Genomic DNA, 15,396 nt, shown 5'->3' on the forward strand with positions numbered 1-15,396 from the left:
ATAATTTTATACAGCTTTCGCTCGCTCAAATCGAACAACATTCATGTTGAGTAAATTCTCTTTCTTTCTAGAGGGGTGCTGAATGTTTAAACGGTCGAATTCATAGCGAGTTGTATCAATTTGGAGATATTGGCACAGATTCATCAAGTTACTACCACCATAATATAGTAATTTTTTATCTTGGTCGAGTAATACTTCTAGGATTTCCTGAATTTGCTGTTCTTGTGCTTTTTGAGAAGGAAAACTAGTATGAAAAGAGTCAGCGATCGCGTGTAAAATAAGTTTTTCTTCTCTTGTTTTTTCAATATCTTTAACTGTGTTTTTTTCCAGTGCATAGCTCATAAAAAAATTAAGTTGTTTTGTCTTTAATTCAGTAAATACCTGCTCAATGATGTGGTTTTTTACATATTCCATAATTAATGGTTGCAGTGTATATTGTCCCAATTGCATTTCAAGCAAAGAACGCCTAATAAGCCCCTCCAAAGCCTCCAATAAATCTACTTTTGAAACAGTAGGTATAATATCGTTAATTAAATCTGTAATGGTTGTCCAGTTGCCATTGATTGTCAACCAGTACATAATGGTTTGCTCCAAGTGTGAGAGGCGATTGAATTGTTGTTCTAACAAGCGACGTATACCATTGAAAACAACAGTTCTTTGTTTAAGGAATTCTTTGATATTACCGTCAAATAAGTCTAGAATTGAAGTCGCAACAATTTTTATGACTTGAGGGCTATTACCATAGCGATCGCACAATTGTTGTTTTTGTTTTTCACTCCCTATTAATCCTTTTAGTTCGAGTATAGAAGAAGCAGCTTCCTGACAACCCCCTAACTTCAAAGAATGCACGGGTACATCAGTTCCTTCGCTAGAGGCTATCTCAGAAGGCTTTTCACGACTAGTCAACATCAAACAGCTTTGATGTGTTGTTTCTCCAATCACTTGGAGTAATTGACTATACCCTTCATAACCGGGAAGGTATTGTCCTGGGTAACCAGGATCTAACACTGATTCCAAATTATCTAAAATCAACAGACATCGAGAATTACGCAAATAATGCATTAATCGTCCAATATCGCCTTTGGTTTCTTTATGATTAGACAAAAAGGAAACCAAGTCTGCAACCAAAGTGTTGAGCGAAGGCGCTTTTGATATAGATCGCCAAATGAGGTATTCAAACTCATGCTGAACTTGTCGCGCAAACTTGCTTGCAAGAGTTGTTTTTCCAATTCCTCCCATCCCGAGGACTGCAATTAGACGACATCGATCTATTAGTACCCACTGTTGCAACTGCATGAGTTCTTCATTGCGACCTTGAAAAACTCCAATATCTGCTGCTTCAGACCAATCAAATGCTTGAGGACCACCACATTGAGTATAATCTCCTTTGTCTAATTCTATACCAAAGGCTTGAAAACAGTATTCTAACGATCGCTTGTCTACCTTCTCTGTACGTGCCAGGATGCGGGAAATGGTGTGTAATGATAAGTTGGTGCGATCGCTCAGTTCTTCATAAGAATAGCGATTCCCGTTATTATTTTGCAACTCAAACTCGCGTTTAGTGTTCTGGAATTTGTTCCAACCGTTAGTCGTCAGAATAACACCACGTTTGCGGGCTGATTTTGCGGCGATAGACATAAAATTTTCCCCAGTAACGTTTTGCTGACATTTTCAAGCGTAGAGCGTACTCCAGAGTAAAGTCTTGTCCTTTCGCGCAAATGACTTTCCGAATTCGGAAAGTTGCATTGCCAATTTTGGCAATTTTCAAGTTTAATGGCAAAGACGCCCCAGCAAAACTTCTCCATTCGACATTGGATAAATACCATCAGGTTCCGTGTAAATAAATCCTCCTTCATCAGTGAGTGCATCACTCTGGTTTTGTGCTGGTACAGACTCTATCTCATAGGTTGGGAAGGGAGAATTTAGCAAGTCATCAGGTAAAGTAGGTAAGCTCCCATTTGCTGTAATAATCAATCTACTTTGGGGACTTTTGCGAGCGATACATCTATTAGCAATGAGCGTACTTCTATCCAAGACAACTGCAGGCAATTCCACCAATCCATTATTGGGGGTAATATCTTGAACGTTAATTTGAACAATTCCATTGAAGGCAGAATCCTTTCCCGTGGCAGTTATATCGCTCAAAGAAGTATTTTCCGAGCGAAACTGGAAACCCAAAAGAGTATTGGTATTAATATCAACATTTCCCCCACGAGCGTTTGCAGAATTAGCACTAATGTCGCTATTTTCTTTGGGTACAGCTACGAGTGAAGATGTTCTGATACTAATATTACCACCATTACCAGATCCAAATGCCGAGGTAGTGATTTGACTGCCACGTTGCATGAGGAGCAGATTTTTTACTTGTAGATCTATATTGCCTCCTCGACCGGATGCAGTCGCAGATGTTATTGCACCCCCACGATCTAAAACGATAGAATTTGCCTTAACTTGCAGCGTTCCAGCATCACCTGTCCCCTGGTTACTCGCTTCAACACTTGCACCATTGGTCACACGTAACCTTCCAGTATTGATAATAATATCTCCAGATGAGCCTTGAGGTACTGGTGACAGCCGATAAGCCTGTTGCAATTCTCGATCGGGAAGAGGAGCAGACACCCGCACGCTACTTGGTAGCCCCGAATCAAATCCTTTACCATCGATATCAATCGAGACTGTAGCATTGATGACTGCACTACCTGCGTTACCAGATGCTACGGTAGAAGAATTCACTGTTCCCCCATCTCGAAGAACTAACTTTCCCGTGTCGATCGCGATCTTTCCAGCATTTCCATTCCCTAGAGTGGCGGCTGATATATTGCTCGACAAGAAAGCATTTCTCGCTCCAACGATTTCTATCGAGTCAAAAGCATTTACAGTTACCTCCCCTCCTTCCCCATCTCCTAACGTCGAAACTGCAATACCACCTCCATCGCGAATTGTTAATTGCCGAGTTGATATACTAACGCTACCCGCATCCCCAGAACCTAACGCCACAGAAGCGATGTTGCTATTTCTCAAGAGATCTAGAGGCGAAAATCCAAGCACTTGCACTGAATCAGAAGCATTGACGATCGCCCGACCCGAATTACCAGTTCCAAAGGAACGAGCACTCACTGCAGCCCCATCTCGAACGATTAATTGTTGTGTTGCGATCGCAATATCTGCTCCCGTTCCACTTCCCAAAGTTTGCGAGTCCAACCCACTACGAAGTCTACCATCTAGAGTTGTTGAACTCATATCCAAAGAGCGAGCATTAACATTTATACTTCCCCCTTGTTGTTCTCCTTGGTTTTGAACTAGCATCTGCGAGCCATCTGTAAGGGATACCCTTTCTCCCCACACTTGAATTGAACCGCCACCACTGCTATCAGCTAAAGCTTTTTGAGAGAATTGAATATCTTGAAAGTTTTGAATTCCTTGATAGCTCAAAGCCAAGCTTTGAGAAACAAGACTCAGCTCAACTTGTTGTCCGGTTCCGACACTCCCTAACTCAATTCTTCCTTGTTCTGCTGTTAATGTACCGCCCTGAATGTCTATATTTCCCCCAACTAACGCCAAGGTGTTTCCAGGTAGCACAACTAAACCAGTAACGGTGTTACCTTTAATTGTCGGGGAACCAACGGCTCCCGGAACAGATAAATCGTAACCATTTCCCTGCACGCGAATGGTTTTAGGATTTTGTCCGAATTGCAAGCCAATAGGAACGCTCATGGTTAACAAGGGTGCGGCTTGGGGAGCGGTAGCGCTAAATTGAAAACCATCAGCAAAGTTAATGGTATTGGCGGTAGTACCAACAAACGAACCGCCTATATCGAGTCGAGCATTTGGACCAAATACTATTCCATTGGGATTCAACAAAAATAGGTTAGCCTTACCGTTTGCTCGGATTAACCCATCTATATTAGACACTGACCCACCTGAGATCCGACTGAAAATATTTTGGATATCTCCTGCATTGTTGAAGTAAGCAGAACCTCCACCAGAGATAGAAAACTGGCTGAAACTGTGAAACAAATTATTTCCCCTTCTTGCGCCTCCGTCTATCTGAAAGTTAGGATTGCCCGAAACTTGCGTTCGCTCTTGTGCTGACAATGTTTCATCGGGTATAACCTCAGCTATTGCCACTTTCGCCACATTCAGCAAGTCGGACAAAATTATGCCACTTACAGCTAACAGCCACTTGCCAAGACAGTTTCTAGCAATCATTTCCCAAAGGAGGAATACACTATTGAACTTTAATACAGAAGTTTACTATCTGAGTAGGGAAATATGCTCAAAAGTTCTCTATCTAAAGTTGTATTTTTCAGCAACAAATGTATTTCTTCACTATCGTAATTGTATTCTCAATTTGGGTGTTGGAGGTTTGCATGGGCTTACACCAGTGTTTGAAAACTAGCCGCCTGCTGAACCTTTTCTTTCTCTGTAGCTTTACCATCTGCTTGTGTTTGGGTCAAGTTTCCCTGACATTTAGGCAAATACAACTTGGTGGAGTGGTAATTGCTCGATCGCTCGATTGGAAACACTTAATGCAACAAGGGTTAAATTTCTATAGAACCGGAGACTTTCAAGGAGCAATTTCGCTTTGGGAAGCAGCTTTAAGCAGCAATTCCCAACAAAAATCTGAAGATACGGTGACAGTTTTAAAGTACTTGGTACGAGCTTATCAACAAGTTGGTCGGATAGATCGAGCGATCGCGACTCTCAATCAACTCATAGCCCACTATCAAAAAGTTGGCGCGAGTCTACAGCTAGGAAGAATGCTCGCAGAACTTGCTCAGGTATACAGTAGCTTGGGACAGCAGCGCAAAGCGATCGCTCTGTTATGTGGCGACAGTAAGGTAGACCCAAACTGCATCAAAGAAACTGCTTTGAACATCGCCCGCAACCATTCAGATACACTCTCAGAAGTCACCGCCTTGGGTAGCTTGGGTAATGCTCACCGTTTGCAGGGCGATTACGAACAAGCTATTAAATATTTTGAAAAAGTATTGACAGTAGTGGATTATAATGATTACAAATTGCACGTTATCTCTGCGTTAACTGGTTTGGGAAACACCTACACTAGCCTTGCTAAACGCGATTATCGCCGACTTCAGTTTGCCAAACAAGCAGCCGATAAAATGGCAGTGGAAAAATTTGCTCGCAATGCCAATGATTGGGATAGCAAAGCGATCGCCTTCTTTGAAAAGAGCATTGCCCTTGCTCGCAGACATAACGAGCCGATAAATGAACTGCGATCGCTACTCAACCTATTCATACCCTATCATCGGAGTCGCACAGACGTTTCTTTAGGCAGCACTCTACAGCAAGCGTTGAATGTCTTAAAGCGGCTACCAGATTCCCGCGATAAAGCTTATGCAGCCATTCGGTTGGCTAGTTTATATCAACTCCTGAGCTTACCTCCTGCAACTTCGGATGCTGTTTCAGCAACTCGCTGTTTAAGTACAAATGTGCCTTTTGAAACAGTAGAGCTACTCCAGCAAGCCATTGCGATCGCTCAACGCTTGAAAGACCAACAATCTGTATCCTTTGCATTGGGTCGTTTAGGACACGTATATGAATGTCGTCAAAACTATCCTCTTGCATTGCAACTAACGCAACAAGCACAATTGGTTGCAGGAATGCAGGAGAGCCGTTATCTGTGGGATTGGCAAGCAGGGCGAATTTTACAAGCGCTTTCAAGAACTAAAGAGGCGATCGCGTTCTATAAAAGCTCAGTTAAGACTTTAAAAGAAATTAGGGGAGATTTAGCGATCGCTGGACGCGATTTCCAATTTGATTTCCGTGACACTGTTGAACCTATTTATCGTGAATTAACTGAATTGTACCTAGAGCAAGCACAGGGAGATAGAGAAAATGGAAAATGGGGTGATGAAAAAAATCACAAATCCATTGAGTCTGCTCTAGAAACAATTGATAGTTTGCGTTTGGCAGAACTACAAAATTATCTTGGGGATGATTGTTCCTTAGAAGCGATCGTAAAACCCGTCACCCTAATTGATGAAAAAACAGCTGTCATCAGCACCATGATTCTTAAAAACAGAGTTGCAGTCATCCTAACTCTACTAAATCAAGATAAAAGCTTTCAATCACACGTGTATTGGATACCAGCAACAAGTCAGGACGTAATTACAACCGTCAACCAACTACGTCTCAAGCTTGAAAAGCGCTCTGATTTAGCAAATACCTATCAAGAAAAATCACAGCAAGTCTACGACTGGCTCATTCATCCCTTCGCCAAATACTTACAACAAGCACAAATTGAAACTTTGGTCTTCATTCAAGATGGAATTCTCCGCAGTATTCCAATGGCAGCACTTTATGATGGCAATCAATTTTTAGTTGAGCAGTATGCCATTGCCAGTACCCTGAGTCTCACCTTAGTCGATCCAGCCCAACTTAACAGAAAATCTCTACAAGTTTTAGGTTTTGGTTTGACGAAACCTTCTGTAGTTGAGGGACCAACCTTTTTTGAACCATTAAATTATGTCAAGTCGGAAATTGATAGCATCACAACTATCCTTCCCGGTAGTAAAGGATTAATTGATGATGCTTTCACTCTCGAACGCTTAAAACAAGAACTCACGAAAAATCCTTTTCCGATTATCCATCTAGCAACTCACGGGAAATTTGGCATCGATTCACAAGACACTTTTTTAGTAACTGGTAAAAAGTATATGGGAGACAAGGACGCATTAAATCAAAACTTAAAACTTGGAACTTATAACTATAATGAAAAGCTAACTATGAATCAACTTTATCAAATTATTCAGGAGGTGTATCGAGACAAATCATTGGATTTATTAACACTAACAGCTTGTGAAACTGCAGCAGGTAGCGATCGCGATGCTTTGGGTATTGCTGGGATTTCGCTCCAAGCAGGCGCACGCAGTGTTGTTGCTTCTCTTTGGCAAGTGGACGATGAGTCTACCGCTCAACTAATTACTCAGTTTTATCGCTTTCTGGGACAGGGAATGAGTCGAGCAAAAGCGCTGCAATCTGCTCAAAAAATTTGGCTTCAGGAACATCGAGGCGATCGCAGCCATCCCGGTTATTGGGCGGCGTTAATTTTGGTGGGAAGTTGGCTGTGAAGTGAAAACAGTTCCGTAGATGGGGTGGGCTGGAATTAAGAATGGTCAACTTCTTACCCTTGCACAAACAGAGTTTGATGTTTTCATCACGGTCGATCGTAATTTGTCGCCCCGTCAGGAATCTACCACAATTCAATATCACTGTAATTGTTTTACAGGCACCATCCTACCAATTGGCAGATCTGAAGCCTTTAGTACATAAAGTTGTGGCTATCTTACCCACTCTGGCAAAAGGACAAGCCACTGTAGTTAGTACGTACGCAGCCATATTGACTGAATAATTTGAGCGTTTGTATTCACTGCAGTTAAACCACGACTATTTTTTGCATTATCTTTGAATGAGATAAATTTCACTGTTTCGTAGCATTTGCCATTCTTTATCATTCTCGCCAATTTTGTCAAGTAGAGATAACCGAATAGTTTTTAGCTTGGCGTCGTTACTCTCAGAAGTGAAAGTAACTCCCAAAAGGTCATACCAAAGATTTGCCTGTTCGTACAGGGTTGCGCGTTCAAGGGAAGTCTTTGCACGCTCCAATTGAGTCTTTAAATTTAGTGGTGTTGGTACGATTTCAATATCGGATGTTGCAAAGATATTACTGGAAGGACGGCTGGGATCGCAAACGATCTCTACTTGCCAGCGATATTGCTTACCTACTGTTAGTTCTGGATAGGATTGGGTTAGTGATAGCACCGTAATGCCTGGAGCAGTCTTAAAGTTGTCGTCTTTAATCTCCGTGACTAACTTGAAGCGATTCCCGTTTTGAGGAGATGTACCGTTTTCCCGTTCGTATAACCTGAATTCGGCTGCCATAGAACCAGTATCGCGTACAAACCAAGCAAATTTTGGACGAGTGGAAACAGTTTGTCTGGGGTATCCGTTTGGAGCTAGTAGGATGAGTGCTGACACGTTTGACTGTGCGGATAGCTCTGGTGTCCCGCATCCCCTACCGCCGGACGATCTACCACTCGAAGGTGCTCGATCGTCAGGTGGCGTTCTGTCATCTGCTAGTACTGTAACAGGTATCAGCGAAAGCCCAAAAAAAATGCCTGCCATTAACCCAGCAGTCACTTGTTTTTTGAATGTTACCTCTTGTATCATGGCTTTGAGTTTCCTTTGGAAGTTTTTGAATTCGTCTTGCGGAAAAGCAATCGCCACCATGGTGTGATTTCTCTCCAAGTTAATTCACAGATAACTCCTTGGGGTACGTGCGATCGCCTCTGAAATTTGCCTCCTAAAGACCTCGCCAACTCTTTAGCTCGGTATGTACCTCGACCGCTTTTAGGGTTTTCGTTGGGAATAGAGTTAATTCCATTATCAATAATTTGTAGGGTGTAAAGGTTTGGCGATAAGTGGGGTACGCCTTGAGCCAAGGACGAACGCGTACAAACGACATCCAAGCAGCTTGCGTCGAGTGCGTGTTTACCGACATTACACAAAGCTTCTTCCATAAAAATACACAAACCTTGCTTTTGCTCGGCAGTGAGAGTACAGTCTTGGAGCGGGCTAAAATCAGGTGGAATGTAAGTCTTGATGGAATCAAAACCCGGTAATTCTCGCTTTAGCGTATTATCATAGACTTCATATAGCAATTCTGAAATAGAGGCTTGAATGTAACGATTATTACCTGTTGACAGTTCTTTATTCATTAACTCGTAAACCGAGCGTAATTCCTGATTGAGTGACTGTAGTTGCGATCGCATCTTAGTATATGACGGTTCTTCATCAAGACTTCTCAATATAGCAGCGATGGTTTGTAACGGACCGTTATGCACAGCATCATAGGTGCGCTTCAGAGTTAAACTACGCTGTTCTAACAGAATTCGGGAATCTCGATCGAATAATGAAGTCGTCAAGCCAGCAGCACACAATGCTAACAAAGTAGGTACTATAGGAACCCACCAGCTTAAAATTATCAGCCCGTAGCATATTCCTATTAAACAAAGGCTGCAAAGAGCTAACGTTAAAAGAGTCTTCCAAGGAGATTGCAGCAGCAAACCTAAAATGATACCCAACAATCCCCATGCAAAAATCCAAAGGTATTCCCAAACCTCTGACCATGTATGGAGGTGCGGTCTGTGTTTGAGAACTGCGTTAATAATTTGACTGGTGGCGTGCGCTAAATACTCAACTCCATAAATCAACTGGTACTGCTTTGAGTTTCCTATTGCATCCGTCAGCAAGGTACTTTTGGTTGCTGAGGTCATAAATGTATCATTGACACTGTTAGAAGCAGTCATTCCAACAATGACAATGCGATCGCGAATTAACTCCGGCTTGACTTTTCCTGTAAAAACATCTGTCAGAGAAACGATTGAAAAAGGATGTGGATGGCTGTAAAAATTCAGCAAGATTTGGTTACCTCCAGCGTTTGCTCCTACATAGCTACCAGTGTTTGTTTCAAAGCGGGGTAATTGAGTATCACCAAATTGAATGGGATTGTCAGCACGAGTCCCATGTTTAATTGCGATTCCTTGCGATCGCAAATACATCTGTGCAAGAAGTAAAGGAAGAGAGTATTTGATTCTACCGTCGTCAACTCTACTAGAGAGCAACCCTCGTCGTAATTTACCATCATCATCGAGAATAATATCAGCAAGGGCAACCCGATGAGAAGGTAACTCTGGGGGTGGTTTCACTCTGAGATCCGATTGAGAAGCTAAAGCAGCTTCAATACCAATTATGTTGGAATTACTTCTTAAAAGTGTGCCTAATTTAACTCGGTCTGGAGCGCTGTTCAAGTCGCGAAAAAGATCCAACCCAATTGCTCTAGGTCTATGACTTTGGATAATTTGTAATAATTTAGCGAGATCGCGATCTGGAATGGGATATTTTCCAACAGCTTTAATATCCGTTTCATTTATACCAACAATGGTAATTAGCCCATCTGGTGCTTCTACCGGACGCAGTTGCAGAAATTTATCAAACGCTATCCACTCCAGAATTTGGAGAGAACCAGTTAGCCGAGCAATAGCAATACAGCCCACCACAACCAATCCTGGTAAAGCTGCGGTTCGCCAAATCTTCGCTTGTTGCTCGATCTTGTTCCACATTCCTAACTGATTAATCCTAACTTTCTTGCTGCAATTTCAATTTAAATGCGTAGTTCCTTATTTTTTACCTAATTTCTAGTTTATACCAGGCAAGATAAAGCTTTTTAGCATTAATTTAGAAATCAGTGACCAGCGATCGGTAACGAGTAAATAAGGAACGCTACAACGATGCAGCAGTCAAGATGGGAACGACGGTGGCGACGAATGCATTATGAGAGCGTAAAGGCGATCGCATTACCGGAGCCGCCTTAATTATTGAACCTACGGGAACAAATGTAATCGAGCCTAGATGGTATGCACAACTCACTCAACAAAATCACCTGATTTTGAGAAAGGATGACAGTTCGTTCCTTGTTAGCTGAAACGATCGATTTCTCAGAAGAATTCCGAAATTGAGCGCTCGGCGAGTGTAGCTCTAGCGGTTCGCGATTCTAATTCAAGAGATATGTTTCAAGTGGTTAAAAAAGCTTGGCTTTACACCTTTTGCTTGTTTCTACTGAGTGTTGGTTGCACAGAGATTAATTCCAGCAACAGCAAAGATACCTCAAACAGTCAAACAAGTACGCCGAGCGAAGTCACAACCGCCAACACCCCTCGCAGCAACAAATTGCGCGATCTCATTGAACAAATCTCCCATGCGGCTCAAGGGCGGGTGGGGATGACAGCCACAGTGGTCGAAACTGGAGAGTCAGTATCTCTGAATGGAGATCGGCGATTTCCGATGCAAAGCGTTTATAAGTTTCCAATTGCGATGGCGGTTTTGGCTCAAGTAGACCAAGGAAACCTAAAGTTAGACCAGAAGATTCGGGTTGCGGCTAGCGATATTGTTCGGGACAGTCGGATTCTAGAGAAGAATTCGCAAGGGAAGGAATTCCGTCTGGCTGAACTCTTAAAGTACATGGTTTCTGAAAGTGATAGTACGGCTTGTGATGTGCTGTTACGACTCATCGGTAAACCACAGCGTGTCACGGAGTATTTACGCAATCTTGACGTCAATGACATTGTTGTCGCAAACACAGAGAACGAGATCCAGTTCGGGAAAGATCGAGCATTGCAGTATCGTAATTATGCAACGCCGGATGCAGCCGTTAATTTATTACGTGCTTTCCACAAAGGGCGAGGGCTTTCAAAATCCACTCAAGCCTTACTGCGGCAATGGATGATAGAGACTTCGACAGGTCCAAACCGTATTAAAGGACTGTTACCTAAGGGAACAGTTGTAGCGCACAAAACGGGGACTTCAGCTACCGTCAATGGCGTGACGGCTGCAACCAATGATGTGGGAATCGTGACACTGCCGAACGGACAACATCTGGCGATCGCAGTTTTTGTTTCTGATTCTCAGGCAACCAATGCAATCCGCGAAGAAGTCATCGCAAAATTGGCGAAAGCCGCCTGGGACGAATGGAGCAAATGAATGTAAAATGACACTTCAAACACACTATTGGAAAGACTTTCTAATATTTTCTAATACCATTATCTCAATCTCAGGTAGTATTTCTTGAAGATAGTCATGCTTTGTACCTGCATATTGCATTAATTTGAAATCGGCTTTAATTTTGTGTAGAAAATCTGTAACTTTTTCAGGCTGTATGGCATCTATAACATACCAATATATACTTTTTAGTAATTGATATAGCTCGGCTCGGTGTTGAAATTGATAAAGCGACAGATTATGGAAAGATTTTTCCGATGTGTTTACAAAAATACACGCTGTGACTCTGCTGAAAACAGTTTTCACATTGATATTACAGTAATGAGATTGGTCATTTAATAAAATTTTGAAGTGAAACTTATTATTTTTCTATCAAAAAATATAGAGGTATTTTCTAAGAAAGATAAATTAAAATCTGAAAATAAACTTTCTGCAAATTCGTAATGAGAAAATCCAGCCATATATGTAATGAAATTACTCTCAGCTTCAGAAAATTCTTGTCTACACAAAAGTGCCGTTCTAAGTAGCTAAATGGTGGGTTTTCTACATAGATTTATTAGTTCCTCAAGTTTTTTATGCACAGTTACATACCTTAAAGTTAATTATGAAAGTATTCGCTAACGCTGCTATGATAGCGCTAGAGGTTGGGCGAAATCGATCCGTTTGTCATAAAGCGATCGCCAGGCGCAAGCTGTACCGAGCGTATCGCCCCCTCAAAACTCCGGCAGAGAACTCCACGCCAATCACCACGTTCTAGATATTTGCTCGGTGCCATAGCTCAAGGTATTCGACGAGTACGGAGTGTTCTATTTAGAGTCATAAAGTTTACGAACCCCTGTCAGCCAAGTTTCAATGTCAGCAAGACTTGTAAAATCAAGTAGTGCTTCCCCCAACGCTTCTAGTTCCTGTACGGATAAATTTTCAACTTGCTGTGTGATTGTTTCTGGCAGTTGTCCTACTCGCCGATTAAGTAATTTAAGGACAAGAGATTGTGTTGCCTGTAATGTTGCTCGTCTTTCCCAACTAGTAACAATTTCCATAATTCCCTCTTTGTCTTGTTCTTTCAGTTTACCAATTTCTTCCTGAAACCTTTGCTCCTCTTGAGTATTCAGTTCCAAATATGTATCGACAAATCCAGAAATTAATCGTGTTCTTGCTGGATCTAATCGCAATGTCGCTAGTAGCCGCAAACATTCAGCTTTCACTCTTGGTCGCTCTTCTGGTTGAATTTGCATTTTCGCCATTAAGGCTGCTGCTACAGGGTTAGGCTGTCGCACAAAGTCTCGCCAATTTAAGCGATTTAGTTGAATTGAAGCAAAGTTAAACTCTAACACCTTCAAATCAGTAAACTCTACCGTATGTTGATGCACTTCTTCACGACGAGGTTCATTAAAGGAAAACACGACGATAGGATATACACGTTGTAGATACTTTTGATACAATCGCGAAAAGTAAAAAAACATACGACGAGCAAACTCTGTTTCCGTATACGATTGAGCCTCGACATGAAGTAAAAAACCTACATCTTCACCTGCTTGCTTGACTTCTACTAACAAATCAATGATTTTATCTTCACCTGATGTCAAATCTGCAAAATACTCCTGGGGAAGAAAATGAATCGATTCCCGGTCAATTGTACTGGCAATCTGGGGAAAAAATAATTCGATAAATTCAATAAAAAATGTTGAAAGAAGTTCTTTAAATAATCTGTCGTGGTCTATCATTTAACAAACTATGAGAAGTTGTGTAGCTTCTTGAAGAAGAAAAGTACCTCAAATAATAGCATTTAAATCCAAGAATTTTCGCTGAAAAATTTTTATAAACCTTTTTGTCGAACTTAGACCACTTGTTAAAATCTTTAAATGCACTTGGTTCAAATATATCTCTGTGACAGTGAAACCTCAGCTTTAAAACAGCAAAACCACACGTGTGAAGCTTGTGGGTTGAAATTCCTAACAAATGAAAAACTTTATTGGCTATGCGGTTACTCTTCGGGATACTGAAGTTCGTGTTTTTTGGGCTTGTGGGGTTACGACTCAAACTGCAATTCTTCAAGCAAAGCCTGAATTCGCTATTAGCTATGCACCAGGACATATGTTTGTCAGCGATTTAAAGGACGAGGAGCTTTCTATTTAGAGTCATAAAGTCCGCGATCGCTCAGAAATGTTCAAGAAATCATTATCCATCTTGTGGGATGGGCGTCCTCGCCTGTCCAAGATAATTGGCGGGCTGTGAGCACCGCATCACAAGAGATTTGGAACATTTTTTATTTGACAGCCCCCCATCAAAATTCACCTAATGAAAGATTAGACAATATTTTGGGAACAATACACCTGATGTTTGCAGCCATTTTCTGGCTCGGTCAACAGCATGAGAGTGCCATTACCCAAAAAACACCTGACATATCCTTGCTCTCCCCTTCTACTTTCTAAGGGGTGTGGGGAGGAGCGTATCTGTCAATTTATATTTATTCTTGCCGTTTTCTGCATTTTATGCATTAGCTTGATATTTATTCCAGTACAAAGTGATGCAGCCACTACAGAAGCAACTTATACAATTAACACGCTGCGCCAGCAGCAACAAATGGTTGACCAACAGCGTCAAAGCGTCACCCAAGAACGCCAGCGCTTGAATAATTTACAAGAAGCCGCACAAAACCGCCTCAACGGTTTGGAACAAAACCTGCAAACAACTGATGTTCAAATTCAAGATAGTGAATTTCGATTGCAAAGAGCGATTCAAAGACTACAGCAATTACAAGCGGATCTAGCGACTGCTGAGGTTTCCTATCAACAACGTCAGGAAGCAACTATTGCTCGTTTGCGCTTTCTCCAACGGAATCGTTTGAGCCAAGGATGGGGCGTTTTGCTGCAAAGCCAAGACCTGAATGATTTTTTAGATCGTCGCCGTCAGTTGAAGTTAGTTTATAAAGCCGACCAACAAGTTCTGGCAAAACTGACGAAACAAGCCAATCGGCTGAACGCTCAAAAAATACAGGTAGAAGAGCAAAGAAATGAAATAGGCTTAATTCGCCAACAACTCTATGCCCAAAAAGCTGATTATCAAACACAAGCACAGTTACAGGAGGAATTAATACAACGTCTGAGTAGCGATCGCTTAGCTCTAGCCGCCGCCGAAAGTCAGCTTGAGAGAGATTCTCAGGCATTGAAATCCTTAATTCAGCAAAAGGTTGCAGAGGAAGAAGAGAGACTGAAAACAAACAGCCGTAACAGCGTGATTATTCGGGGAACAGGTATTTTTGCTTATCCCAGTTCTGCTCCGACAAGCAGTCCTTTTGGATGGCGGATGCATCCGGTGCTTGGTTATCGTCGCTTTCACGCTGGGTTAGATTTTGCTGCTAGCTATGGCAGTACAATTCGTGCTGCTGATTCGGGAACGGTGATTTTTGCTGGATGGTATGGTGGTTACGGTCGGGCTGTGATTATTAACCACGGCAATGGGATTACAACTCTTTACGGTCATACCAGCGAATTGTTTGTTTCCGAAGGACAAACAGTAGAGCGAGGACAGGCGATCGCGGCTGTTGGTTCTACGGGATTATCCACCGGTCCGCACCTCCACTTTGAAGTGAGAAAAAATGGTACGCCAGTTAACCCCATGAATTTCCTTTAACCTAGGTTCGTAGTTGCGCCGTATGCGAAGACAGCGCAACTACAAACCTTTTAACAATCTTAAATTACATACACAGTTAACAGAAAAATGCTATATTAAAAAAAATTGTGGGCGTGTAGCTCAGTGGATAGAGCAACAGATTCCGGTTCTGTTGGTCGGGGGTTCAAATCCCTCCACGCTCGT

At 42.0% G+C, this 15,396-nt stretch carries 10 protein-coding genes and 1 tRNA gene; 5 read left to right on the forward strand and 6 right to left on the reverse strand.

Features of this window, described 5'->3' with window-relative positions:
• Positions 1-6 precede the first annotated feature (6 nt).
• Positions 7-1,638: an NB-ARC domain-containing protein gene (locus tag HC643_RS30215; RefSeq protein ID WP_050046699.1), complete on the reverse strand. Its 1,632-nt coding sequence runs from the start codon at positions 1,636-1,638 to the stop codon at positions 7-9.
• 132 nt (positions 1,639-1,770) lie between these two features.
• Positions 1,771-4,209, reverse strand: coding sequence for a two-partner secretion domain-containing protein (locus tag HC643_RS30220; protein ID WP_050046698.1), 2,439 nt, complete (start codon positions 4,207-4,209; stop codon positions 1,771-1,773).
• A 161-nt stretch (positions 4,210-4,370) separates the two neighbouring features.
• Between HC643_RS30220 and HC643_RS30225 the strand changes: the two genes are divergently transcribed.
• Entirely contained in the window at positions 4,371-7,094 is a 2,724-nt protein-coding gene (locus tag HC643_RS30225) for a CHAT domain-containing protein (protein WP_038072925.1), read from the forward strand.
• A 328-nt stretch (positions 7,095-7,422) separates the two neighbouring features.
• Here the strand turns inward: HC643_RS30225 and HC643_RS30235 are convergent, their stop codons facing one another.
• Positions 7,423-8,193 carry a DUF928 domain-containing protein gene (locus HC643_RS30235; RefSeq protein WP_038072876.1) on the reverse strand — a complete coding sequence of 257 codons (771 nt, stop codon included), beginning with the start codon at positions 8,191-8,193 and terminating at the stop codon, positions 7,423-7,425.
• Positions 8,190-10,145: a sensor histidine kinase gene (locus HC643_RS30240; RefSeq protein WP_050046696.1), complete on the reverse strand. Its 1,956-nt coding sequence runs from the start codon at positions 10,143-10,145 to the stop codon at positions 8,190-8,192. The genes HC643_RS30235 and HC643_RS30240 overlap by 4 nt, the downstream gene beginning before the upstream one ends.
• Positions 10,146-10,590: 445 nt before the next feature.
• Here HC643_RS30240 and bla point away from each other — a divergent pair, with 445 nt between their 5' ends.
• On the forward strand, positions 10,591-11,562 hold the full coding sequence (gene bla, locus HC643_RS30245) for a class A beta-lactamase (protein ID WP_038072877.1): 972 nt from the start codon (positions 10,591-10,593) through the stop codon (positions 11,560-11,562).
• A 655-nt stretch (positions 11,563-12,217) separates the two neighbouring features.
• Here the strand turns inward: bla and HC643_RS30250 are convergent.
• Both HC643_RS30250 and HC643_RS30255 read right to left on the reverse strand, forming a co-directional pair.
• Positions 12,218-12,355, reverse strand: coding sequence for a hypothetical protein (locus HC643_RS30250; protein ID WP_153021436.1), 138 nt, complete (start codon positions 12,353-12,355; stop codon positions 12,218-12,220).
• A gap of 31 nt (positions 12,356-12,386) precedes the next feature.
• Positions 12,387-13,304: a DUF4351 domain-containing protein gene (locus HC643_RS30255; RefSeq protein ID WP_038072885.1), complete on the reverse strand. Its 918-nt coding sequence runs from the start codon at positions 13,302-13,304 to the stop codon at positions 12,387-12,389.
• 235 nt (positions 13,305-13,539) lie between these two features.
• On the opposite strand from HC643_RS30255, the gene HC643_RS30260 reads away from it, so the two are divergent.
• From HC643_RS30260 to HC643_RS30275, 3 genes are all read left to right on the forward strand, one after another.
• On the forward strand, positions 13,540-13,716 hold the full coding sequence (locus tag HC643_RS30260; protein ID WP_082051888.1) for a D-glutamate cyclase family protein: 177 nt from the start codon (positions 13,540-13,542) through the stop codon (positions 13,714-13,716).
• Positions 13,717-13,950: 234 nt separating this feature from the next.
• Positions 13,951-15,213 (forward strand): murein hydrolase activator EnvC family protein, encoded by a 1,263-nt coding sequence (locus tag HC643_RS30270; RefSeq protein ID WP_237265965.1) that lies wholly within the window; start codon positions 13,951-13,953, stop codon positions 15,211-15,213.
• A gap of 109 nt (positions 15,214-15,322) precedes the next feature.
• Positions 15,323-15,395 (forward strand) — tRNA-Arg (locus HC643_RS30275).
• The last annotated feature ends 1 nt before the right edge of the window (position 15,396 follow it).

It is taken from the genome of Tolypothrix bouteillei VB521301 (genome assembly GCF_000760695.4).
In the GTDB taxonomy this organism is placed as follows: Bacteria; Cyanobacteriota; Cyanobacteriia; order Cyanobacteriales; family Nostocaceae; genus Scytonema; species Scytonema bouteillei_A.